General features: G+C 74.0%; 19 protein-coding genes. 7 read left to right on the top strand and 12 right to left on the bottom strand.

Going from position 1 to position 20472, the window contains the following annotated elements; translation table 11 throughout:
• Window positions 1-51 precede the first annotated feature (51 nt).
• Genes QT381_RS05260 through ubiE form a run of 3 tightly spaced genes read right to left on the bottom strand, consistent with a single transcriptional unit; the run spans window position 52 to window position 3351 of the window.
• Window positions 52-1419 carry an FAD-dependent oxidoreductase gene (locus tag QT381_RS05260; RefSeq protein ID WP_289247722.1) on the bottom strand — a complete coding sequence of 456 codons (1368 nt, stop codon included), beginning with the start codon at window positions 1417-1419 and terminating at the stop codon, window positions 52-54.
• A gap of 34 nt (window positions 1420-1453) precedes the next feature.
• On the bottom strand, window positions 1454-2521 hold the full coding sequence (locus tag QT381_RS05255) for a polyprenyl synthetase family protein (RefSeq protein ID WP_289247721.1): 1068 nt from the start codon (window positions 2519-2521) through the stop codon (window positions 1454-1456).
• Window positions 2522-2577: 56 nt separating this feature from the next.
• Window positions 2578-3351, bottom strand: coding sequence for a bifunctional demethylmenaquinone methyltransferase/2-methoxy-6-polyprenyl-1,4-benzoquinol methylase UbiE (ubiE, locus tag QT381_RS05250; RefSeq protein WP_289247720.1), 774 nt, complete (start codon window positions 3349-3351; stop codon window positions 2578-2580).
• Between the two features lie 112 nt (window positions 3352-3463).
• Between ubiE and QT381_RS05245 the strand changes: the two genes are divergently transcribed.
• Entirely contained in the window at window positions 3464-4696 is a 1233-nt protein-coding gene (locus QT381_RS05245) for an isochorismate synthase (RefSeq protein WP_289247719.1), read from the top strand.
• Between the two features lie 179 nt (window positions 4697-4875).
• Here the strand turns inward: QT381_RS05245 and menD are convergent, their stop codons facing one another.
• Together menD and QT381_RS05235 are read right to left on the bottom strand one after the other, a co-directional pair.
• A complete protein-coding gene (menD, locus tag QT381_RS05240; RefSeq protein ID WP_289247718.1) occupies window positions 4876-6621 on the bottom strand; it encodes a 2-succinyl-5-enolpyruvyl-6-hydroxy-3-cyclohexene-1-carboxylic-acid synthase in 1746 nt (581 codons plus the stop codon).
• Window positions 6618-6995: a PLD nuclease N-terminal domain-containing protein gene (locus tag QT381_RS05235; RefSeq protein WP_289247717.1), complete on the bottom strand. Its 378-nt coding sequence runs from the start codon at window positions 6993-6995 to the stop codon at window positions 6618-6620. The genes menD and QT381_RS05235 overlap by 4 nt, the downstream gene beginning before the upstream one ends.
• 102 nt (window positions 6996-7097) lie before the next feature.
• Between QT381_RS05235 and QT381_RS05230 the strand changes: the two genes are divergently transcribed.
• The gene (locus QT381_RS05230) at window positions 7098-7379 is read left to right on the top strand and encodes a DUF4229 domain-containing protein (protein WP_289247716.1); all 282 of its coding nucleotides are present in this window, start codon (window positions 7098-7100) and stop codon (window positions 7377-7379) included.
• Between the two features lie 5 nt (window positions 7380-7384).
• Here the strand turns inward: QT381_RS05230 and QT381_RS05225 are convergent, their stop codons facing one another.
• From QT381_RS05225 to QT381_RS05215, 3 genes are all read right to left on the bottom strand, one after another.
• The gene (locus QT381_RS05225; RefSeq protein WP_289247715.1) at window positions 7385-7528 is read right to left on the bottom strand and encodes a hypothetical protein; all 144 of its coding nucleotides are present in this window, start codon (window positions 7526-7528) and stop codon (window positions 7385-7387) included.
• Window positions 7529-7663: 135 nt separating this feature from the next.
• Window positions 7664-8689 carry a 1,4-dihydroxy-2-naphthoate polyprenyltransferase gene (locus QT381_RS05220; RefSeq protein ID WP_289247714.1) on the bottom strand — a complete coding sequence of 342 codons (1026 nt, stop codon included), beginning with the start codon at window positions 8687-8689 and terminating at the stop codon, window positions 7664-7666.
• Window positions 8690-8700: 11 nt separating this feature from the next.
• Window positions 8701-9831 (bottom strand): AMP-binding protein, encoded by a 1131-nt coding sequence (locus tag QT381_RS05215; protein WP_289247713.1) that lies wholly within the window; start codon window positions 9829-9831, stop codon window positions 8701-8703.
• Between the two features lie 122 nt (window positions 9832-9953).
• Here QT381_RS05215 and QT381_RS05210 point away from each other — a divergent pair, with 122 nt between their 5' ends.
• The 4 genes from QT381_RS05210 to QT381_RS05195 all read left to right on the top strand — a co-directional run bounded on the left by QT381_RS05210 (window position 9954) and on the right by QT381_RS05195 (window position 14225).
• Window positions 9954-11114, top strand: coding sequence for a sensor histidine kinase (locus QT381_RS05210; protein ID WP_289247712.1), 1161 nt, complete (start codon window positions 9954-9956; stop codon window positions 11112-11114).
• On the top strand, window positions 11111-11899 hold the full coding sequence (locus tag QT381_RS05205; protein WP_289247710.1) for a DUF8320 family protein: 789 nt from the start codon (window positions 11111-11113) through the stop codon (window positions 11897-11899). Before QT381_RS05210 ends, QT381_RS05205 begins: the two co-directional genes overlap by 4 nt.
• 107 nt (window positions 11900-12006) lie before the next feature.
• The gene (locus QT381_RS05200; protein ID WP_289247709.1) at window positions 12007-13209 is read left to right on the top strand and encodes an ATP-binding protein; all 1203 of its coding nucleotides are present in this window, start codon (window positions 12007-12009) and stop codon (window positions 13207-13209) included.
• Window positions 13206-14225: a DUF8320 family protein gene (locus QT381_RS05195; protein ID WP_289247708.1), complete on the top strand. Its 1020-nt coding sequence runs from the start codon at window positions 13206-13208 to the stop codon at window positions 14223-14225. The genes QT381_RS05200 and QT381_RS05195 overlap by 4 nt, the downstream gene beginning before the upstream one ends.
• A gap of 291 nt (window positions 14226-14516) precedes the next feature.
• On the opposite strand, the gene QT381_RS05190 is transcribed toward QT381_RS05195, so the two are convergent.
• Entirely contained in the window at window positions 14517-15404 is an 888-nt protein-coding gene (locus QT381_RS05190) for a 1,4-dihydroxy-2-naphthoyl-CoA synthase (RefSeq protein ID WP_289247707.1), read from the bottom strand.
• 103 nt (window positions 15405-15507) lie between these two features.
• On the opposite strand from QT381_RS05190, the gene QT381_RS05185 reads away from it, so the two are divergent.
• Complete coding sequence (locus tag QT381_RS05185; RefSeq protein ID WP_289247706.1) at window positions 15508-16506, top strand: o-succinylbenzoate synthase; 999 nt, start codon at window positions 15508-15510, stop codon at window positions 16504-16506.
• Window positions 16507-16573: 67 nt separating this feature from the next.
• On the opposite strand, the gene QT381_RS05180 is transcribed toward QT381_RS05185, so the two are convergent.
• The 3 genes from QT381_RS05180 to resB all read right to left on the bottom strand — a co-directional run bounded on the left by QT381_RS05180 (window position 16574) and on the right by resB (window position 20441).
• Window positions 16574-17497, bottom strand: a complete 924-nt coding sequence (locus QT381_RS05180; RefSeq protein WP_289247705.1) for a CHAP domain-containing protein — start codon at window positions 17495-17497, stop codon at window positions 16574-16576.
• Window positions 17498-17688: 191 nt separating this feature from the next.
• The gene (gene ccsB / locus QT381_RS05175; RefSeq protein ID WP_289247703.1) at window positions 17689-18669 is read right to left on the bottom strand and encodes a c-type cytochrome biogenesis protein CcsB; all 981 of its coding nucleotides are present in this window, start codon (window positions 18667-18669) and stop codon (window positions 17689-17691) included.
• Window positions 18670-18896: 227 nt separating this feature from the next.
• Complete coding sequence (gene resB / locus QT381_RS05170) at window positions 18897-20441, bottom strand: cytochrome c biogenesis protein ResB (protein WP_289247702.1); 1545 nt, start codon at window positions 20439-20441, stop codon at window positions 18897-18899.
• Between the last annotated feature and the right edge of the window lie 31 nt (window positions 20442-20472).

Genomic DNA, 20472 nt, shown 5'->3' with positions numbered 1-20472 from the left:
GCGGGGCGGGGCCGGCTCGGCCGGCCCGGCCGGCGGGCCGCCGCGGGCTCCTCAACCAGCGGCAGGACGCGAGCGCTGCGACGCGCGGAGCATCTCGTCGCGCTCGACGACCTTGACGCGGGCCCGGCCCCGGGGCTCGCCCAGGCCGATCTCGTAGGCGTCGAGGTTGTGCCATCCGTCGAGGGTCGTGAACTCGACGCCGCGCGCGGCCAGCAGCGCGGGGATCGCCTGCTCCGACGGGTCGGCGGGGCTCCACCACGACGCCTGGTCGTTGATGAGGTGCGAGACGGTCTCCATCGCGTCGGACTTGGTGTGCCCGATGAGGCCCACGGGCCCGCGCTTGATCCAGCCGGTCGCGTAGACACCGGGCACCTTCTGGTCGTCGTCGCCGATGACCTGGCCCTCGCGGTTCGGGATGACGCCGCGCTTCTCGTCGAACGGCACCCCCGGCAGCACCGAGCCGAAGTAGCCGACCGCGCGGTACAGCGCCTGCACCCCGACCTCGCGGAACTCCCCGGTGCCGCGCACGCCGCCCGCGCCATCCGGCTCGGTGCGCTCGTAACGGATGCCGGTGACCCGGCCACCCTCGCCGAGCACCTCGGTGGGCGCCGCGTAGAAGTGCAGGTGCAGTCTGCGGCCGGCCTGCCCCACCGGACGCTGCCGCCACTGCTGCAGCACCCGGTCGATGACGAGGATCTGCTTGTTCGTCGCGATCGCCGTCTTCGACGCCTCGTCGTAGTCGAAGTCCTCGTCGTCGAGGATCATGTCGACGTCGCGCATCTCGCCGAGCTCGCGCAGCTCGAGCGGCGAGAACTTCACCTGGGCGGGCCCGCGCCGGCCGAACACGTGCACGTCGGTGACCGGCGAGGCCGCGAGTCCCCGGTAGACGTTGTCGGGGATCTCGGTCGGCAGCAGGTCGTCGGCGTGCTTCGAGAGCATCCGCGCCACGTCGAGCGCGACGTTGCCGTTGCCGATGACCGCGACGGATGCCGCATCGAGCGGCCACTCGCGCGGCACGTCGGGGTGGCCGTCGTACCAGTTCACGAACTCGGCCGCGCCGTGGCTGCCCGCGAGGTCGATGCCGGGGATCGCGAGCGGGGCGTCGAAGAACGAGCCCGTCGAGAAGATCACGGCGTGGTAGTGCCGCTTCAGGTCGTCGAGCGTGATGTCGGTGCCGAAGTCGACGTTGCCGAACAGCCGCACGGTGTGCGCGTCGAGCACGTCGCGCAGCGCGTTGACGATGCCCTTGATGCGCGGATGGTCGGGCGCGACCCCGTAGCGCACGAGTCCGTAGGGCGCGGGCAGGCGCTCGAACAGGTCGATCGAGACGTCGAACCTCCTCTCGGCCTTGCGCAGGATGTCGGCGGCGTAGATGCCGGCCGGGCCTGCTCCGACGATGGCGAGGCGCAGCGTGGTCATGGGGTGTTCCTTACGGGATCGGGGAGCGCGGGCCTCAGCCCTGGCGCTCGACGAGCGAGTCGGCGAAGCGGATGAGGGCGCGCGTCACGGCGCCCGCCGGGATCGCGTCGAGCGCGGCCACGGCCTCGGCGGCCCAGCGGCGGGCCTCGGCGAGCGTGCGCTCGGTCACGGGGTGGGCGCGCAGCTCGGCGACCGCGGCGTCGAAGGCGGCGTCGTCGAACGCGTCGTCGCCCGTCGGCGGGGCCTCCAGGCGCGCGAGCAGCGCGGCGGCATCCGGGTCGTCGGCGGCCTGGGCGCGCAGGTAGAGCAGCGGCAGTGTGGCGACCCCCGCGCGCAGGTCGGTGCCGGCGCGCTTGCCGGTGGCATCCGTCGCGGGCGACAGGTCGATGACGTCGTCGACGAGCTGGAAGGCGACACCGATGCCCTCGCCGTACGCGCGCACCGGCGCGCGGTAGGCGGCATCCGCTCCGGACATCATCACGCCGGTCTCGGCGGCCGTCGCGATGAGCGATCCGGTCTTGTCGGAGAGCACCCGCAGGTAGTGCGCGATCGGATCGGCGCCGTCCTCGGGGCCGACGGTCTCGTGCAGCTGGCCGAGGCAGAGCCGCTCGAAGGTCTCGGCCTGCAGACGGATGGCGTCCTCACCGAGGCCGGCGACGAGCCGGCTCGCGCGCGCGAACAGCAGGTCGCCCGAGAGGATCGCGACCGAGTTTCCCCAGACGTGCTGGGCGCTCGGCACGCCGCGACGCATGGTCGCGTCGTCCATCACGTCGTCGTGGTAGAGCGAGGCGAGGTGGATGAGCTCGACGGCCCGTGCCACGGCGAGCACGTCGTCGGTGCTGCCGGCGCCGAGCTGCGCGGTGAGCAGCGTGAGCGTCGGGCGCACGCGCTTGCCGCCCGCCTCGAGCAGGTAGCGCGTGGTGGTGTCGGCGAGCGAGTCGCTGAAGCGCATGTCGTCGCGCAGGTCGCCCTCGATGCGCTCGAGCGCGTCGTCGAGCTCGCGCGCGAGCTGCTTCTCCTCGGCCGAGGCGAACAGCCTCTCGCCGAAGCCGAACGAGGAGCTCAGCCGGCTGGCACGCCTGCTCGTGGCGCTCGGGGTCATCTCGAACCGATTCTGTCGGGGGCGGGGCGCCGGGGGATGGACTGCTGCGGAGGGGGCTACTGCGGCGCCGGCGGCTCGGGTGCGGCCGCGCTGCGGCGCGTCCGGCGCTTCTCGACGGATGCCAGCACCGCCGCATCCGCCGGCTTGCGACCGCGGTGCAGGGCGACGACGCCCGCCGAGAGGTTGCGGTAGGCGACCCGGGTGAAGCCGACGGCGCGCAGCCAGCGGCTCAGCTCGCCCTGGTCGGGCCAGGCGCGGATCGACTCGGCCAGGTAGTCGTAGGCGTCGGCGTTCGAGCTGCTGACCTTCGCGACCACCGGCATGACGGCGTTCAGGTAGCCGTAGTAGCCGGCGCGCACGATCGCGCGCGGCGGCCGGGAGAACTCGCACACCACGATGCGTCCGCCGGGCTTGAGCACCCGGTACATCTCGGCGAGCGCCGCCCGCGGGTCGTGCACGTTGCGCAGCCCGAAGCTGATCGTGGCGGCGTCGAACTCGTCGTCCCCGAACGGCAGCCTCGTGGCATCCGCCTCGATGAACTCGATGCGCGGGTGGCGCTTGCGTCCCTCCGCGATCATGCCCGGCGAGAAGTCGACGGCGACGACCGTCGCGCCGGACCTCGCCAGGGCGGCCGAGCTCGTGCCCGTTCCGGCCGCGACGTCGAGGATGCGCTCGCCCGCGACCGGGGCGACGGCCTTCGTGGTCGCGACCCGCCAGAGGATGCTCTGCCCGGCCGAGAGCACGTCGTTGGTGCGGTCGTAGTGCCTGGCGACGTCGTCGAACATGCCCGACACCTCGTCCGGGTGCTTCTCCATGTCCGCCGATGCCACCCGACGATCCTACCGGCGGGGCTCCGCGACCGACCCGGACGGATGCTCGCGGGGCCCAAAGTCCCGCCTCCCCGGCCCGCGGGGTCGTCCGTTGCCGCGTACCCTGGACCGAGTGAGTCCCACCCCGACCGTGCTGCCCTCGCTCACCGGCGTGAGCGAGCCCGTCGACGCTCTCGGCCCGGTCATCAAGCTGCTCGACCCGCGCGACCCGCTGCTGTTCCTGCGCAAGGGACAGGGCATCGCCGGCGTCGGCGAGGCGCTGCGGCTCGAGTTCACGGGACCGAACCGGATGACGGATGCCGCGGCCGCCTGGCGCGAGCTCGTGGCGACCGCGCGCATCGACGACCGCGTCGGCCTGCCGGGATCGGGACTCGTGGCCTTCGGGAGCTTCGCGTTCAGCGAGCACTCGGCCGCGACATCCGTGCTCATCGTGCCCGAGCTCGTGATCGGCCGCCGCGACGAGGCCACCTGGGTGACGCGCATCGCGAGCGACCGGCCGCTGCCCGAGCCGACCCCGCTCGGCCCGGAGTACCGCATCTCGCTGCTGCCCGGCGCGCTCGACGCCGCCGGCTACGTCGCCGCGGTCGACCGCGCGCTCGCCGCGATCGACGCGGGCCCGGTGCGCAAGGTCGTGCTCGCGCGCGACCTCGTCGGCCGGCTGCCCGAGGGCGCGGACCTGCGGCGCGTGCTCGCCGAGCTCGCCCTCGGATACCCGGACACCTACACCTACGCCGTCAACGGGTTCATCGGCTCGAGTCCGGAGACGCTCGTGCGCGTCGACCACGGCACGGTCTCGGCGCGCGTGCTCGCCGGGAGCATCGGCCGCGGCACCGACGCCGAGTCCGACCACGAGGCCGCCGTCACGCTCGCGACCTCGACGAAGGACCTCGACGAGCACCACTACGCGCTCGCGTCGGTCGTCGAGGCCCTCGCCCCGCACTCGGCCGGGCTGCGCGCGCCGGACGACCCGTTCGCGCTCAAGCTGCCGAACCTCTGGCACCTCGCGAGCGACGTCGAGGGAGCGCTCGTCGACGGCTCGTCGTCGCTCGACCTCATCGCGGCACTGCACCCGACCGCCGCGGTCGCGGGCACGCCGACGGATGCCGCGCTCGAGCTCATCCGAGCGCTGGAGCCGTTCGACCGCGGCCGCTACGCCGGTCCGATCGGCTGGGTCTCGGCATCCGGTGACGGCGAGTGGGCGGTCGCGCTGCGCGGCGCCCACGTCTCGTCGACCGGGCGAGTGACCGCGTACGCCGGCGCCGGCATCGTCGCGGGCTCGGCGGGCGAGACGGAGCTCGCGGAGACGACGATGAAGTTCCGGCCGATCGTCGAGGCGTTCGGGTAGTTCCCCTCCGCCGGTCGAGGAGCGCGCGACGAAGTCGCCCGCGTCTCGAGACCACAACAACACAGCGAACCAATGGTCTCGAGACGCGACCTCGCTGCGCTCGGACGCTCCTCGACTAGCGGAATGACCACACCCCTCGACCAGCGGAATGACCACACCCGACCAGCGGAGCGAGTCGGTCAGCCCTCCGCCAGGGGGACCTCGACGAGCGTCGTGCCGTCGAGCGGGGCGAGCGCCTCCTCCAGGCGCTGGCGGGTGTCCGCGCGCACGTGCCGCCAGCCGAAGGCGGCGGCGAGCGCCGCGAGGTCCGTGTGCTGGGGGGTGAGCATGACCCGGTCGAAGGCCGCCGCATCCGCCGTCGACGCGACCTCGAGGCCGGTGAAGATCGTGCCGCCGTGGTCGTCGCCCACGATGACCTGGATGCGCGGACGCTCCTCGCCGTCCGGGACCAGCAGCGCGCCCGCGTCGTGCAGCAGCGCGAGGTCGCCGAGCAGCACCCGCGTGACGCCGTGCGGATGCTGCCCCGCCTGGCTCGCGAGCGCGACCCCGATGCCGGTCGCGACCGTGCCGTCGATGCCCGCGAGCCCGCGGTTCGCGTGCACCCGGATGCGCTTGCCCGGCGCGACCTGATCGAGCTCCCGGATGAGGCGGCTCGCGCCGAGCACGAGCCGGTCGTGCGGCCAGGTGGCCCGCCACACCGCCTCCACGAGACGGCGGCGCGTGACCGGGGCGCGCAGGTCGGCGAGCACCGCGCGGTTGAACGCGGCCTGGTCGGCCGGCTCGCTCGACACCTGCACGTCGATCGGCGGGGCATCGTGCCGCTCGAGCGCGGCGCGGCTCGCGGCGACCCAGCGCCCGGACCACGCGCGCGGTGCCGGATCGCCCGCCACCTCGATCGCGTCGGCGAACACCGCGACCCGGCGGCCGGGGTTCCAGTCCTCGGCGCCGGGCCCGCGCACGACGATCGCCTCGACGTCCGGGCGCTGCACGAGCGCCGGCGCCTCGCGACTCAGCGTCGGACGACCGAACACGATCGCCCGGCGCACGGTCCCGCCGAATTCCGGATGCCGCAGCAGGCTCCGGTAGTCCACCACGAGGTTCGGTCCGAAGTGCGCCCCGCTCACCACCTCCGCGAGCAGCGGCGCGCCGAGCGCCCGGGCGGCCTGCTCGGCGGCCGGGCCGGCGCCCGCGCCGGCCACGACGACGGTGTGCTCGTCGGCGGTGACCGCGAGGGGCGCGGGGGTATCGGCAGGCTCGACCAGGGCGCCGGAGTCAGCCTGCGTGAGGGGCGCGCGACCGGCCACCGAAAACGAAGGAGTCCCGCGCGATTCGGGCGCGAGAGCGGCGCTTGCGGCGGCATCCGCTCGGTCGCTCCTTCGTTTTTGGTCCGGGAGGTCGACCGCGCCGCTCAGCGGATCGCGGAACGCGACATTGAGGTGCACCGGACCGGCCGCGCCGAGAACGCGCGCGACGACCGCGGCGGGGTCCGCATCCGTCGTCGCGCCGGTCGGCGCGGGCACGTCGACGAGCTCGGCGGCGGGCCCGAAGATGCCGCGCTGCTCGGTGGTCTGGTTCGCGCCGATGCCGCGCAGCTCGTCCGGCCGGTCGGCGGAGATCACGATGAGCGGCACGCCGCCGTGGTGCGCCTCGAGCACGGCCGGGTGCAGGTTCGCGACCGCGGTGCCCGAGGTCGTGACGACGAGCGCGGGCGCTCCGCTCTCCCGCGCGATTCCGAGGGCGAGGAACGCCGCGACCCGCTCGTCGACGCGCACCCGCAACCGGATGAGTCCCGCGGTCTCGAACGCGGCCGCGGCGAGCGCGAGCGCCTGCGAGCGGGATCCGGGGCAGACCACGACGTCGCGCACCCCCGCGCGCACGAAGGCGGCGAGGAGCGCGACCGCGAAGTCGCCGCCGGGCGAGGTCACCGGGACGAGTCGGGGCGGTCGCCGTCCGGCCGGCCGCCGTCGGGCTGGTCGTCGTCGAGGTCGGCGAGCTCCCGCTCGAGCTGGCGGATGCGCTCGTCCTGCGCCTCGCGCATCCGCAGCCGGTAGAGGAAGTCGGGGTCGTCGTCGGGTGCGACCGGGCCGCCGCGACCGGCGGCCGGGGGCGCCACGCGGCCTGCGGGCTCCTTGCCCAGGATGAACCAGATGATGCCGCCGATGGGCGACAGGATGATGACGATGATCGCCCAGATGGCCTTCGGCAGACCCCGCACGCGGGAGTCCTCGGTGAGGAGCACGTCGACGAACGCGAAGATCGTGAAGGCGATCACGAGCGCGGGGATGACGTACCGGATCATGCCGCGATCCTACTTTCCGCGCGCCCGCGGCGCCTCAGGGCCGGGGCGATCGACGCATCCGCGCCCGGCCGGGGCTCAGGCGGCGGAACCTAGACTGGGCGGGTGAGACCGGTCGTGCTCTACGGAGTCGTGCGCATCCTGCTGTTCGCCGCGGCGCTCGTGGTCTTCCTGATCGTGGTCCGCAATCCGTATGTCAGCGCGGTGCTCGCGGCCGTGGTCGCGTTCTGCATCGCCTACATCGCGTTCGCGCCGCTGCGCCGGGCCTCCGCCGAGGCCCTGGCCGCGCGGCGGCGCCTCGACGGCGAGGGCGACCACGTCGCATCCGCGCACGGCGACGACGAGGACGCCGAGGACGCCGCGGCGCCTCCCGCGGACCCGCGGTAGCCCGGTCACTTCGAGATCGGGATGACCGTGGGGTCTCCGATCGCCGCCAGATCGACGGGTGTCTCCGCAGCCTGCGCCCCGATCGCGTCCAGCGTCTCGCCGCTGTCCGGGTCGACGATCAGCACGAACTCGTCGAACGCGTCGGGCATGGCGGCCTGTGGCGGATGGTCGAACGACTGCTGGAACGATCCTCGCAGGAGCACGGCGAGGGCGGGAACATCGTCACCGACGGACTCGGGAATCGCTAATCGCGAGGCCCCCGGGAGCGCGCTGCGGATGCCGGCTCAGAACGCGATCGCCGCGCCCAGCCCGACGCCGTAGGCGAGCGCCGTGAGCGACGTCAGCTGCAGCGCCCAGATGAGCTCGCGCGGCGTGCGGGCGGTGAGCGTGATGACGGCCGCCGGGATCGCCGCGAGCAGCCCGAACAGCACGTACAGCGCGTTCGGGTACAGCACCGTGAACAGCGCCACGACCACGAACGGCAGCAGCACGAGCACCGCGAAGCTCACGCGCGACGCCCGTTCGCCGAGCCGCACCGCGAGCGTGCGCTTGCCCGCGAGCGCGTCCTGCGCCCGATCGCGGATGTTGTTGACCATGAGCACGGCGCACGCGAGCAGCCCGGCGCCGACGCCGCCCGCCCAGCTCTCCAGATTGACCTGCCCGACCTGCACGAACGTCGACCCGGAGGTCGCGACGACGCCGAAGAAGACGAACACGAACAGCTCGCCCAGCCCCGCGTACCCGTAGGGGCGCTTGCCGCCGGTGTAGAACCAGGCCGCGGCGATCGCGACCGCGCCGACGGCGAGCAGCCACCACTGCTGCGACAGCACGACGAGCGTCAGGCCCGCGGCGGCCGCGATCGCGAAGAAGACGAGCGCGACCGTGAGCACGGTGCGCGGCCTCGCGCGTCCCGAGCCCGTCAGCCGCGACGGGCCGACGCGGAACGCGTCGGTTCCGCGGATGCCGTCCGAGTAGTCGTTGGCGTAGTTGACGCCGATCTGCAGCGCGAGCGCGACGATGAGGCACAGCGCGATGCGGTACTCGTGCCACACCTCCTCGCCGATGACGTGGGCCGCGCCCGTGCCGAGCGCGACCGGCGCGATCGCGAGCGGCAGGGTGCGCAGCCGCGCCCCGCCGATCCAGTCGCCGAGGGTCGCGGGCCGGACGGCGACCGGGCCCGGCCGCCTACCGCCCGGCCGCCCCTGGCGCGCCGCCTGCGAGCGCGATCGGGCGTTCTGCGTCTGCTTCTTCCGCCCGGGCCTCGTGGAGGCCGGCTTCTTCGGGGACTGCTTCTTGGGAGACTGCGCCACGGATGCGGATTCTAGCCACCGAACTCACGGGCGATCCTGCGACGGTCGGGCTTGCCGCTCGCGAGCTGCGGGATCGCGGGGATCCGCTCGACGCGCGCGGGCGCCGCGGCCCGGCCGAGCTCCGCCGCGACCGCGTCGCGCACGCGGGCGAGCGTCGCCTCCGGCTCGACGGATGCCGCGGTCACCACGACCGGCGCGGCGCCCCACTCCGGGTGCGCGCCGCCGATCACGACCGCGTCGCCGAGCCCGGGGAGTCCGCGGACGACGCGCTCGACCGCCCCGAGGAACACGTTCACGCCGCCGGACACGATCATGTCGTCCCGTCGCCCGACGACCGAGACGACACCGCCGGCGTCGATCTCGCCGACGTCGCCGGTGCGGTACCAGCGCCGGCCGTCGCGCTCGACGAAGGCGGCATCCGTTCGCGCCGGGTCGCCGAGGTAGCCCTCCGCGAGCACCGGACCGCCGAGCAGCAGCTCGCCCCGGCCGGCGGCGTCGGCGCCCTCGATCCGCACGTCGACGGTGCCGAACGGCACGCCGTCGTAGACGCAGCCGCCGCTCGTCTCGCTCGATCCGTAGGTCGTGACCACGGCGATCCCCGCGTCGTGCGCCCGCTCGAGCAGCGCCGGCGGCGTCGCCTGTCCACCGACCAGCACGCCCGCGAAGCGCGCGAGCGCGGCCCGGCCGACCGGCTCGGCGAGCAGGCGGGCGAGCTGCGCCGGCACGAGCGCCGTGTACCGCCGCGGCTCGACGAGGAGCGCGGCGGCATCCGCGAAGCCGGCCGCGTCGAAGTGCCCCGCGGGCATCGCGACGGGCGTCGTGCCCGCGGCGATCGAGCGCACGAGCACGTTGACGCCGGCGATGTAGCTCGTGGGCAGGGCGAGCAGCCACTGGCCGGGACCGCCCAGGGCGGCGTCGGATGCGGCCGCGCTCGCGAGCACCGCATCCGCCGACAGCGCCACGCGCTTCGGTCGCCCGGTGGAGCCGCTCGACGCGACGACGAGCGCCACCCGCTGCGGCACGCGGGCCGGCAGATCGCCCGGGTCGCCCCCCGCGAACACGGCCGGTCCGCTGCCGTCGAGCGCCGCGTGCAGCGCCGCCGGCAGGGCCGCGGCGGGGGCGGCGGCGAGTCGCCGCGTCATGCTCCCAGGCTATCGCCGCGCGATGCCCCCCCGAACTGGGGTGAGCCGACACGGGCGGCGGCACCCCACTCTGATTCGAAGACCCGGGGGTGGCCATGAACGACGCCGGTGCGACGTCGCGCATGACACGCATCCTCGTCGTGGCGTGGGGACTGGGCACGTTCGTGTTCGCCGCCCTCATCGCGGGCGAGATCGTCGCCCAGGCGCGCACGCTCGCCCCGTGGCTCACGGGCGGGGCCGTCACGGTGTTCGTCGTCGCCCCCGCCGTGCTCGCGGCACTCGCCTACGCCGTTCCGGTGCGCGCGCTCCGCGTCGCGATCCTCGCGGATGCCGCGGTCGCGCTCGCGGTCGCGGCGCTCTGGTGGTTCGCGCTCGATCCCGCCGAGCTGCCCGCCCGTCCCTGGCTGTTCGACATGTGCGCCGTGGCCGGCTGCGGGGTCGCACTCGTGCTGCCCTACGCCGCGACCGCGTGCTACACGGTCGCGATGGCCGCCGTGGTCGCCCTGCTCGACAACGCCGTGACCGGCGGACGCGAGCCGCTCACCGCGATCCTCGACCTGCTCTTCACGCTCCTGTTCGCGGTCGTCTTCGTCACGATGCTGAGCCTCGCGCTCTACTCCGCCCGCCGGCAGGACGCCGTGCGCGCGACGGCCGAGGCGGATGCGGTGCGCGCGACGACCGCGGAGGCCGTCGACCGCCAGCGCGAGCGCTACCAGGAGTTCGTGCGCACGGAGCTGCTCGACGTGTACGCGTCGGTGCGCGCGGACGGCGCGACCCCGAGCGCCGCGACCCGGCTCGGCGCCCTGCAGGTGCTGACCCGCATCGACGAGCTGCGCAGCGGGCAGGTGCGCCCCGCGTTCGTGGACGCGGAGGAGTTCGAGGCGATGCTCGGCGCGGCGTCCGGCGGCGCCGTGCCGGTCGGGCTCACCGTGTTCGAGCCGCCCGGGCAGCGGGTGCTCATGCCGGTCGAGGTGGCCGACGTGCTCGCGGAGGCCTACGGCGAGGCGGTGCGCAACAGTCTCGCGCACGCCGCGCGGCGCCCCGGCGCGCTCGTGCTGCGCCGCTCGCGCGTCGTCCTCGCGCCCGAGTCGGTCGACATCGTCGTGTCCGACGACGGTCGCGGGTTCTCGCCCGCCGGCATCGCCCCCGACCGCGTCGGCGTGCGCATCGGCATCCTGCACACGGTGAACAGCACGCCCGGATGCGCGGCGCGCGTCACGAGCGGACGCGGGCGCGGCACCGTGGTCACCCTCGAGTGGCGTCGGGATCGGAGCCGCGCGTGAAGCCCGACGTCACGAGCATCATCGGCTTCTCGACCCGGCGCGGCCGTGCCCTGCTCGGCTTCTACGGCGCCCTGACGGCGGTCGTCGCGGTGCTCACCCTGCCCGGGACGATCTCGCCCGTGCCGGCGCTGCTCGCGCTCGCCCTCGTGCTCGCCGGCCTCGTCGTGCTCACCCTGCCCGGACGCGAGCCGTTCGCGTGGCGGATGACCCTGCCCGTCGTCGGGATCGTGATCGTCGTCACCGCCCTGTGCTCGTGGAACCTGCGCCACCCGGCCGACCCCGGCTACGCCGACTGGAACCTCGGCGCCACCACGCTGCTGCTGCTCGTGCTCGCGCTGCGCGGGCGCCGGCTCGTGGCCTGGATCGCGTTGGCGGCCGTCGCTGTGGTGCTCGTGACGGCATCCGTCACCCTCGGCGAGGCGGTCGCCGGCGCCCTCTACACGTCGGCACGCCAGGCGGCGACGCTGCTCGTCGGCACGCTGTTCGCGATCCTGCTGCGGCGCACCGCGCACGCGATCGGCGCGATCCAGAGGCGCGCGCTCGTGCACGCGTCGCGGGATGCGGCGACCGCCGCCCGGGTCGCCGAGCGCGCGGCGCAGAACGCGCGGCTCGAGCGCGACGCCCGGCCGGCCCTCGAGCGCCTGCTCGCCGATGCCCCGCTCGTGCCGGAGGAGCTCGAGGCGTTCGCGCTGCTCGAGGGATCGCTGCGCGACGGCATCGACGCCGCGGCGCCCGCGGACGACCCGCTCGCCGAGGCCATCCGGGCCGCGCGGCGAGCGCGCTGACGGCGACGGCGGATACGGTGGGAGTGACGCGGTACGCGTGACCCCGCGATCGTCGCGACCAGCGGGTCACATCCCGCGCGGACGGCGCGCGAAGGGGGGCGCTCAGCATGATCACCGAGAGCGCGATCGACCGTGTGCTGCGCGTGCTCGCCCTCTCCATCGGCGTCGGCAGCGTCATCTTCACCCTGCTCGGCCTCGGCGACATCCTCGCCCAGTCGCCGTACCTCGATCGCACCTACGTCATCGCGATCTGGGCCGTGTTCTTCGGCCTGCCGGCGCTGCTCGCCGTGCTCGCCTTCGCCGTTCCGGTGCGCGTCATCCGCATCCTGGCGGCCGCGCACGCGATCAGCGCGGTCGTGTTCCTCGTGTTCTGGGACCCCGCCCTGGCCGACGGCGGCATCCCCGGGCACCCGGAGCCGTTCCTGCTCAGCGTCATCAGCGTCGCCACCTGCACCGCGGCGCTCGTGCTCGGCTGGCTGCCGTCCTGGCTGTTCATCTTCGGCATCGCGGCGATCAGCTTCATCGTGCGCGTGTTCGGCTACATCGGCACCGCGCCCGACTTCTCGCGCGCCTTCCAGGACGCCCTGCTCATCGCGATGTTCTCGGGCGTCATGACGACCTTCATCCAGCTCACGATGGCGATCGGCCGCGGTCAGGACAGCGCCGTCGTCGCGACCCGCGAGTCGGCGGCCGCGGCGAAGGCCGCCGAGGCACTCGACCGGCAGCGCACCCGGTACCACGCGTTCACGCACGACGACGTGCTCGCGACGCTCAACTCCGCCGTGCACAACTCGCCCGACGCGCTGCTCGCGGTGCGCGCGAGCGCGCAGCACGCGCTCGCCAAGATGAACGAGTTCCGCGACGACCCGATCGGCCGCACGTTCCACGGCGAGAGCGAGATGGCGTCCCTGCTGCGCGGCGCGGCCGTCGACGCCGGCGCCGAGCTCGGCGAGATCGAGGTCGACGGCGAGGCCCCCGCGCTCGCCGTCCCCGTGGAGGTGAGCGACGCCATCGCGGAGGCGCTCGCGGAGGCCATCCGCAACAGCATCCGTCACGCCGGCTGGCCCGACGGCCGCCCCGTGCACCGCCGCGTCGGCATCGAGTTCGCCCCGCGCGGCCTGCGCGTCGTGGTCGCGGACGACGGCATCGGATTCACCGCCCGGCGGGTCGCCCCCGACCGGCTCGGCGTGCGGGTCAGCATCCTGCAGCGGGTCAACTCGCAACCGGGCGGCTCGGCGTCGCTCGCGAGCGCGCGCGGCCGCGGCACCACGGTGACGATCGGCTGGAGCTCCGCCGGGGACGCGTCGTGACCGACAGCACCGGGACGATCAACCTCACCGACCGACGCGGCCGGTTCCTGCTCGTGCTCTACGGATCGGGCACCACGCTCGTCGCGCTCGTCAACCTGCAGCGGCTCGAGGTTCCCGCACTCGGCTTCGGGTCCCTCGTGCTCGTCTGGGTCGCCCTGACCTTCCTCGGGCGGGCGTCGGACGACGGCTTCGGCATCCGTTCGACCGTGGCCGTGCTCGTGCTCGTCACCGGCATCACGCTCGGCATGGCCTGGAACATCACGGATGTCGCCGCCCCCGGCTACGCGAACTGGCACCTCGGCGCGATCACGTTCATGATGTTCGTGCTCGCCGCGCGCGGCCGGGTCGCCTTCTCCTGGCTCGGATTCGGGATCATGGCGGCCCTCTCGATCCTCTCCACCGTGAGCACCGGACAGGCGATCGGAGCGGCGATCGGCGACCTCGCCCGGCAGGCCGGCACGCTCGTGATCGGCACGGTCTTCGCGCTGTCACTGCGCCGGGCGGCCCGCACCATCCGCACCATCCAGGGACGGCAGGTCGACCGCATCGCCTCGGAGGCGGCGGTCGCCGCGGCCGAGCGCGAGCGGTCGTCGCAGAGCGCACGACTCGAGCGCTACGCGCGGCCCGCCCTCGAGCGCATCGCCGACGGCGCTCCGCTGACGGCGTCCGAGCGGCGCTCGATGGCCCTGCTCGAGGCGGAGCTGCGCGACGGCATCCGCGCTGCCGGGTTCAACACGCCCGCGATCGTGAACGCCGTGCGCAGCGCGCGGGAGCGCACGGTGCACGTCGCGCTCGTCGACGATCGCGGCGCACCGCTCGCCGACGAGGACCTCGAACGCGTCGAGGACGCCCTGCTGCACGAGCTGCGCCGGGCGGGCGGCGGGCGCGTCACGGCCCGCCTGAGCTCGGCCGACAGCGACGAGATCGCGACGATCGTGGTCGCGGAGGGAGACGCGTACCGCAGCGTCATCGTGCGCCGCACGGGCATCGAGGTCACCCGGCTCTCGAGCGACTGACCTCCGCGCCCCGCTCGCTGGTCGAGGAGCGCGCGCCCCGCTCGCTGGTCGAGGAGCGCGCGACGCAGTCGCCCGCGTCTCGAGACCACCTCCCTCGCTGGTCGAGGAGCGCGCGACGCAGTCGCCCGCGTCTCGAGACCACCACGGATCCCCTCCGACAGGCGAATGGTCTCGAGACGCCGGCTCGCTGCGCTCGCAGGCTCCTCGACCAACGGCCCGGCGAATGGTCTCGAGACGCCGGCTCGCTGCGCTCGCAGGCTCCTCGACCAGCGGGCGGGCGGGCGGGCGGGCTCAGTACTGCCAGGGGAAGGCCCCCCAGTCGGGCGCCCGCTTCTCGAGGAACGCGTCGCGCCCCTCCACCGCCTCGTCCGTGCCGTAGGCGAGCCGCGTCGCCTCCCCCGCGAACACCTGCTGGCCGACGAGCCCGTCGTCGACGGCGTTGAACGCGAACTTGAGCATGCGGATGGCCGTCGGCGACTTGCCGAGGATCGTCTGCGCCATCGCGTACGCGCTCGCCTCGAGCTCGACGTGCGGCACCACCCGGTTGATCGCGCCGATCTCGTAGGCACGCTGCGCGTCGTACGTCTCGGCGAGGAAGAAGATCTCGCGCGCGACCTTCTGCCCGACCTGGCGCGCGAAGTACGCGCTTCCGTAGCCGGCGTCGAACGAGCCGACGTCGGCATCCGTCTGCTTGAAACGGGCGTGCTCGGCGCTCGCGATCGCGAGGTCGGCGACGACGTACAGCGAGTGCCCGCCGCCCGCCGCCCAGCCGGGGATCACCGCGATCACGACCTTCGGCATGAAGCGGATGAGGCGCTGCACCTCCAGGATGTGCAGGCGCCCGAGGCCCGGGCCCTCCCCGTCGGCGTACTTGTAGCCGTCCCGCCCGCGCATGCGCTGGTCGCCGCCGGAGCAGAACGCCCAGCCGCCGTCCTTCGGGCTCGGCCCGTTGCCGGTGAGCAGCACGACGCCGACGCGCGGGTTCTGCCGGGCGTCGTCGAGCGCGCGGTACAGCTCGTCGACGGTCCGCGGACGGAACGCGTTGCGCACCTCCGGCCGATCGAACGCGATGCGCGCGACGCGGCCGTCGACGTCGAGGTGGTAGGTGACATCCGTGAGGTCCTCGAACCCGGGAACCGCGCGCCAGAGCGCCTCGTCGAACAGCTCGGACACGGCCATGCCCTCAGCCTACGGGCCGTCGTATTCGTCGATCGACGCAACCCATCGCACGACGTGCGTCGTTCGACGAAGAACACGGCCCCCGGGCGGGCAGACTGGGCGCGTGATCCCCTCGCTCGACGAGCTGCTCGACGGCGCGCGCATCGTCAGCATTCCGCTGCGCCGGCGGTTCCGCGGCATCGACGTGCGCGAGGCGCTGCTCGTCGAGGGCCCGCACGGCTGGACCGAGTTCTCGCCGTTCCTGGAGTACGACGACGCCGAGGCGGCGCACTGGCTGCGCGCGGCGGTCGAGGCGGGCTGGAGCGCCGCTCCCCCGGCACTGCGCGAGAGGATCCGGGTCAACGCCACCCTGCCGGTCGTCGACCCCGGCGACGTCGGGGCGGTGCTCGCCCGGTTCCCCGGCTGCCGCACCGTCAAGGTCAAGGTCGCCGATCCCGGCACCACGCTCACGGATGACGTGGCCCGCGTGCGCGCGACGCGCGCCGCGCTGGGGCCGGAGGGCCGCATCCGGGTCGACGCGAACGCCGCGTGGACCGTCGACGAGGCGGAGCACGCGCTGCGCGCCCTGTCCACCGCCGACCTCGAGTACGCCGAGCAGCCGTGCGCGACGATCGGCGAGCTCGCCGAGCTGCGCGAGCGGATCGCGGACCTCGCGATCCCGATCGCCGCCGACGAGAGCGTGCGCAAGGCCGAGGATCCGCTCGAGGTCGCCCGCGCGGGCGCCGCCGACCTGCTCGTCGTCAAGGTGCAGCCGCTCGGCGGCGCTCGCCGCGTGCTCGATCTCGTCGAGCGCACCGGCCTGCCCGTCGTCGTCTCGAGCGCCCTGGAGACGAGCGTCGGCATCGCCGCGGGCGTGCGTCTCGCGGCCGCGCTGCCCGCCCTCGAGTTCGACTGCGGCCTCGCGACCGTCGCGCTCTTGACGGATGACGTGGCACGGCATCCGCTCGTCCCGATCGACGGCGCGCTGCCGGTCGGCGCGGTCGAGGTGGATCCGGCGGCGCTCGACCGCCTCCGGGCCGCCCCCGAGCGCGAGGCGCACTGGCGGGCGCGGCTCTCGCGCTGCTACGGGCTCGCGTTCGGCGCCGCCACGGTCACGACCTAGCCGCGCCGCCCAGCCGCACCACGCAGCCGCACTACGCAGCCGCCGCATTACGCAGCCGGTGCCCCGGTCAGACGGGCGGCGGGTACAGGAACAGCGCGACATCCGAGACGTCGATCGTGCGCGTGTGGTACGCGCCGTCGCCGCCCCAGTTGTACTCCTCGAGGTTCACCTGGTCGCCGGCGACGCTCTTCACGTAGGCGACGTGGTTGCCGTAGAACCAGGCGACCGCTCCCCGCACGGGCGTGTGCGACGTCTTCCAGCCGTTGCGCTTCCACTGGCTCGCCCACTGCGACGCGCTGCCGCCGCCCGGGGTCATGACCGACCAGACGAGCTTGTAGTCGCCGCCCTTGCTGCCGGCATCCTGGTTCAGGCGCCAGGCCACGAAGTCGGTGCACTGGCGGATGACGTAGCCGAGCGGCGAGAGACCGCCGGAGTTGCGCCACGGGTAGTCGTCACCGGGGGCACGCGGCCCGTCGACCGTGCTGAACCCGCCGTCGGACGCCGCGGCGGACCGCGGGAACAGTCTGGCCCGCAAGGCGGCGCGCGCGTCCCGGAGGTCCTGCTCGCTCGTCGCGTCGAAGTCGGCACGAGCGGCGGTCGCGCCCGTGGCGTCGTCGGCGACGACGATCCCGTCCTGCGCGTCGGCGGCGACGTAGTGGTCGGACGCTCCGCTCGCGTTGGCGATCGCGAACGACGGGATCGAGGTCCCGGCGACGATGCCCGGGATGACGAGCACCGCGAGCACCCCCGCGAGCCGGCGCTGCACCGACGGGCGCTGCGCCGACGGGCGCCGCAACGGGCGGGCCGGGCGCGCCGACACCGGTGGGAGCGCGGGTCGCGCGTCGACGGATGCGGGCGCCCGCGGCACCGCGGGAGCGGCATCCGTGCGCGTGCGGGCCGTGCTCGAGGCGGCGTGCTCCCGCAGCGATCGGCGGGTCGGGAAGGGGTCGGTCGACGCTGGCCCGGTACCGGGCGTCAGCACATCGACCATGGTGGATCCTTCGGGTTGTGGTGCCCCCGGGCCGTCCAGCGCGGGTCGGGCAACCCGACCACCGTACGTGATCGCGTGCGCGATGTCTCCCCGTGCGGCGACATTGTTAACGTTTCGGTAACGCCGCAACGGAAATCGTGCCCCGGCCGGGGGTCACCCGCCGCGTCGCCCATCACGGGCCGGAGTACGGATCACAGGCCGGAGTACGAGTGCAGCCCCTTGAAGAACAGGTTCACGATCGTGAAGTTGAAGATGACGGCGCCGAACCCGATGATCGCGAGGACCGCGGACCGGCTGCCGCGCCATCCGCGTGTCGCCCGGGCGTGGATGTAGCCGGCGAACACGACCCAGATGATGAACGTCCAGACCTCCTTCGTGTCCCAGCCCCAGTAACGGCCCCAGGCGTGGTCGGCCCAGATGGCGCCGGCGATGAGGGTGAAGGTCCAGAACACGAAACCGACGAGGATGACGCGGTAGGCGAGGTTCTCCAGGCTCGTCGAGCCCGGCAGCGTCGCGAGGAAGCCGAGGCCCGTGCCGCGCGACTCGCGCCGCGCCTGCAGCAGCTGCGCGATCGAGAGTCCGGCCCCGATCGCGAAGATGCCGGTGCCGAGGCTCGCGACGAAGACGTGGATGACGAGCCAGTACGACTGCAGCGGCGGCGGCAGCGGCGTCACCGGCACGTAGAAGTTGACGGTCGCGAGGCCGAGCAGCACGAGCACGATGCCCGTGATGTACGCCCCCAGGAAACGGATGGGCTGGAACAGCCCGAAGATCAGGTAGACGCCCATGGCGATCGCCGTCGCGGTGAGCGTGAACTCGTACAGGTTCGCCCAGGGCACGCGGCCGGCGGCGAGTCCGCGGAGCACGTCGGCCGTGACCTGCAGCACCCAGCCGATGACCACGAGGGCGGTCGCGGTGCGCTGCGCGGCGCTCGCCGCCGGCGGGGCGCCCTCGGCGGGCGGTGCGTCGGTCGCCAGCCGCTCGAGCAGCGCCGTCGCGCGCCCGCCGACCGCGCGGGCGTTCGCCGCGTTCGCCGCGCCCGCCCCGCCGACGGCGGCCGCGGGCGCGGACCGCTTCGCGAGATCGACGGTGTACGCGATGAACGCGAGCGTATAGATCGCCATCGCCGCGTACACGGCGATGAGCGAATAGTCCTCCAGCACCTCGGTCACGGCATAAGACTAGGCGGTCCGCACCGCTCGCCGGCTGAGACGGCCGTGGCCTGCGCCCGCGGTGCCGGGCGGTCACGTTGTCGACCCTCGGGTCGCGAGGGTCGTGCGGTGCGCGGTGCGGAGCCGGTGTGCACCGCCGCCCGCGTCGGGCGCGGGACCGCGGGGTCTGTTCCTGTTCGGGCCCGGCGTCGAGCCGAACGGTGCGCCGAGCGGTCGCCGGGTGCAGATCATGCCGTCGGCCGCAGCGCGGCGGCGTGACGCTTCGCGACGTCGGCGATCGCCGCGTCGAGGCCCGGATCCTCACCGCGGGCGAGGCCGGCGTACTCGAGCCGCGTGCCGTCATCCGTCTCGGTCGCCGCGATCCAGACCCGGCGACGCGGGATGAACAGGCCGGTGAGCAGGCCGAGCACGACGAGCACCGCGAAGCCGCCGACCCACAGCTGTGCCGGATCGTGGTGGATGTCGAGCGACACGTAGCGCTTCACCGAGTCGAGCGAGATGGTGCCGAGCCCGTTCGGCAGGTCGGCGGTCTCGCCGAGGCCGAGCTCGATGCCGGGCACGTCCGTCCCGCGACCGGCGACCTCGGTCATCTTCGACACGTCGAGCTGGTAGACCGAGCGCGGGATGCCGTCGTCGAGCCCGAGGTCCCCGGTGTACACGTTGAGCGACAGCAGCGGATCGTCGAGCGCGGGGAACGTCGACGTGCGCGCTCCGCCGACCCCGCTCGTGCCGACGGTCGGGTAGAACAGCCCCTCGAAGCCGACCTGGTCGGCGAGCCCGTCCGGGATCTTCACGACGCCCGTTGAGGTGAGGTCGGTGTCGGTCGGCAGGAACGGCACCGCCTGCGAGTAGACGACCTGGCCCTGCGGGTCGCGCACGGTGATGACCGGCGCGTAGCCGTTGCCGAGCAGGTACACCGCGGTGCCGCCGATGTCGAGCGGCTCGTTGACCTTGACGGTGCGCTTCGACTCGGTGCCGTCGATCGTCGTCGTCAGGTGCGCCGTGTAGTCGGTGGCCTGGCCGATCGCGTGCTGGTTCGCCGTCTCGTACGTCACGTCGAACCGGTCGAGCGTCAGACGGTAGGGCGTGAGCGAGTCGGCGTTCACGAGCCGGCCCGCGCTCAGCGAGTCGTAGTCGCCGCGCGTGTTCACGAACTTCGACCCGACGACGACGAGCCGCTGACCGGTGAAGCCGTACGCGCCGCCGATGGCGACCGCGACGAGCACGCCGATGAGCGCGAGGTGGAACACGAGGTTGCCGGTCTCGCGCAGGTAGCCGCGCTCGGCGCTCACGCTGCCGCCCGCCCCGGCCCCCGCGCCGGCGGGGGCCGGTCCGAACCGCTCCACGCGATAGCCGGCGCGGCGCAGCACGCGCGCCGCGGCGTCGAGAGCGGATGCGGCATCCGTCGTCGTCGAGGTCTCGCGGTAGCCCGCCATCCGGGTCAGCCGCGAGGGCGTGCGCGGCGGGCGCGAGCGCAGCTGCTCGATGTGGTGCTTCGCGCGCGGCAGCACGCAGCCGATGAGCGAGACGAACAGCAGCAGGTAGATCGCGCTGAACCAGGCCGACGTGTACGTGTCGAACACCTGGAAGAAGTCGAGCACGCGGAAGGCGTCCGGGTGCTCGGACCGGTACAGCACGACGCCGTTCGGATCGGCGGAGCGCTGCGGCACGAGCGAGCCCGGCACCGCGGCGAGCGCGAGCAGCAGCAGCAGCACGAGCGCCGTGCGCATGCTCGTGAGCTGGCGCCAGAAGAAGCGCAGCCAGCCGAGCACCCCGAGGCGCGTGCCGGCCGGCGCCGGTTCG

The organism is Galbitalea sp. SE-J8 (assembly GCF_030345695.1).
Classification (GTDB): domain Bacteria; phylum Actinomycetota; class Actinomycetes; order Actinomycetales; family Microbacteriaceae; genus JAUASV01.
The sequence above is the reverse complement of the archived record's forward strand: the minus strand, read 5'-3'. Positions and strand labels throughout refer to the sequence as shown.

What these genes read in the sequence shown, in the direction of transcription:
- QT381_RS05235 (WP_289247717.1), bottom strand. Translation starts at nt 6,995, where the DNA reads ATGATCCGGTACGTCATCCCCGCGCTCGTGATCGCCTTCACGATCTTC.
- QT381_RS05225 (WP_289247715.1), bottom strand. Translation starts at nt 7,528, where the DNA reads ATGCCCGACGCGTTCGACGAGTTCGTGCTGATCGTCGACCCGGACAGC.
- QT381_RS05190 (WP_289247707.1), bottom strand. Translation starts at nt 15,404, where the DNA reads ATGGCCGTGTCCGAGCTGTTCGACGAGGCGCTCTGGCGCGCGGTTCCC.
- QT381_RS05210 (WP_289247712.1), top strand. Translation starts at nt 9,954, where the DNA reads ATGACACGCATCCTCGTCGTGGCGTGGGGACTGGGCACGTTCGTGTTC.
- QT381_RS05255 (WP_289247721.1), bottom strand. Translation starts at nt 2,521, where the DNA reads ATGACCCCGAGCGCCACGAGCAGGCGTGCCAGCCGGCTGAGCTCCTCG.
- QT381_RS05180 (WP_289247705.1), bottom strand. Translation starts at nt 17,497, where the DNA reads ATGGTCGATGTGCTGACGCCCGGTACCGGGCCAGCGTCGACCGACCCC.
- QT381_RS05260 (WP_289247722.1), bottom strand. Translation starts at nt 1,419, where the DNA reads ATGACCACGCTGCGCCTCGCCATCGTCGGAGCAGGCCCGGCCGGCATC.
- QT381_RS05200 (WP_289247709.1), top strand. Translation starts at nt 12,007, where the DNA reads ATGATCACCGAGAGCGCGATCGACCGTGTGCTGCGCGTGCTCGCCCTC.
- QT381_RS05215 (WP_289247713.1), bottom strand. Translation starts at nt 9,831, where the DNA reads ATGACGCGGCGACTCGCCGCCGCCCCCGCCGCGGCCCTGCCGGCGGCG.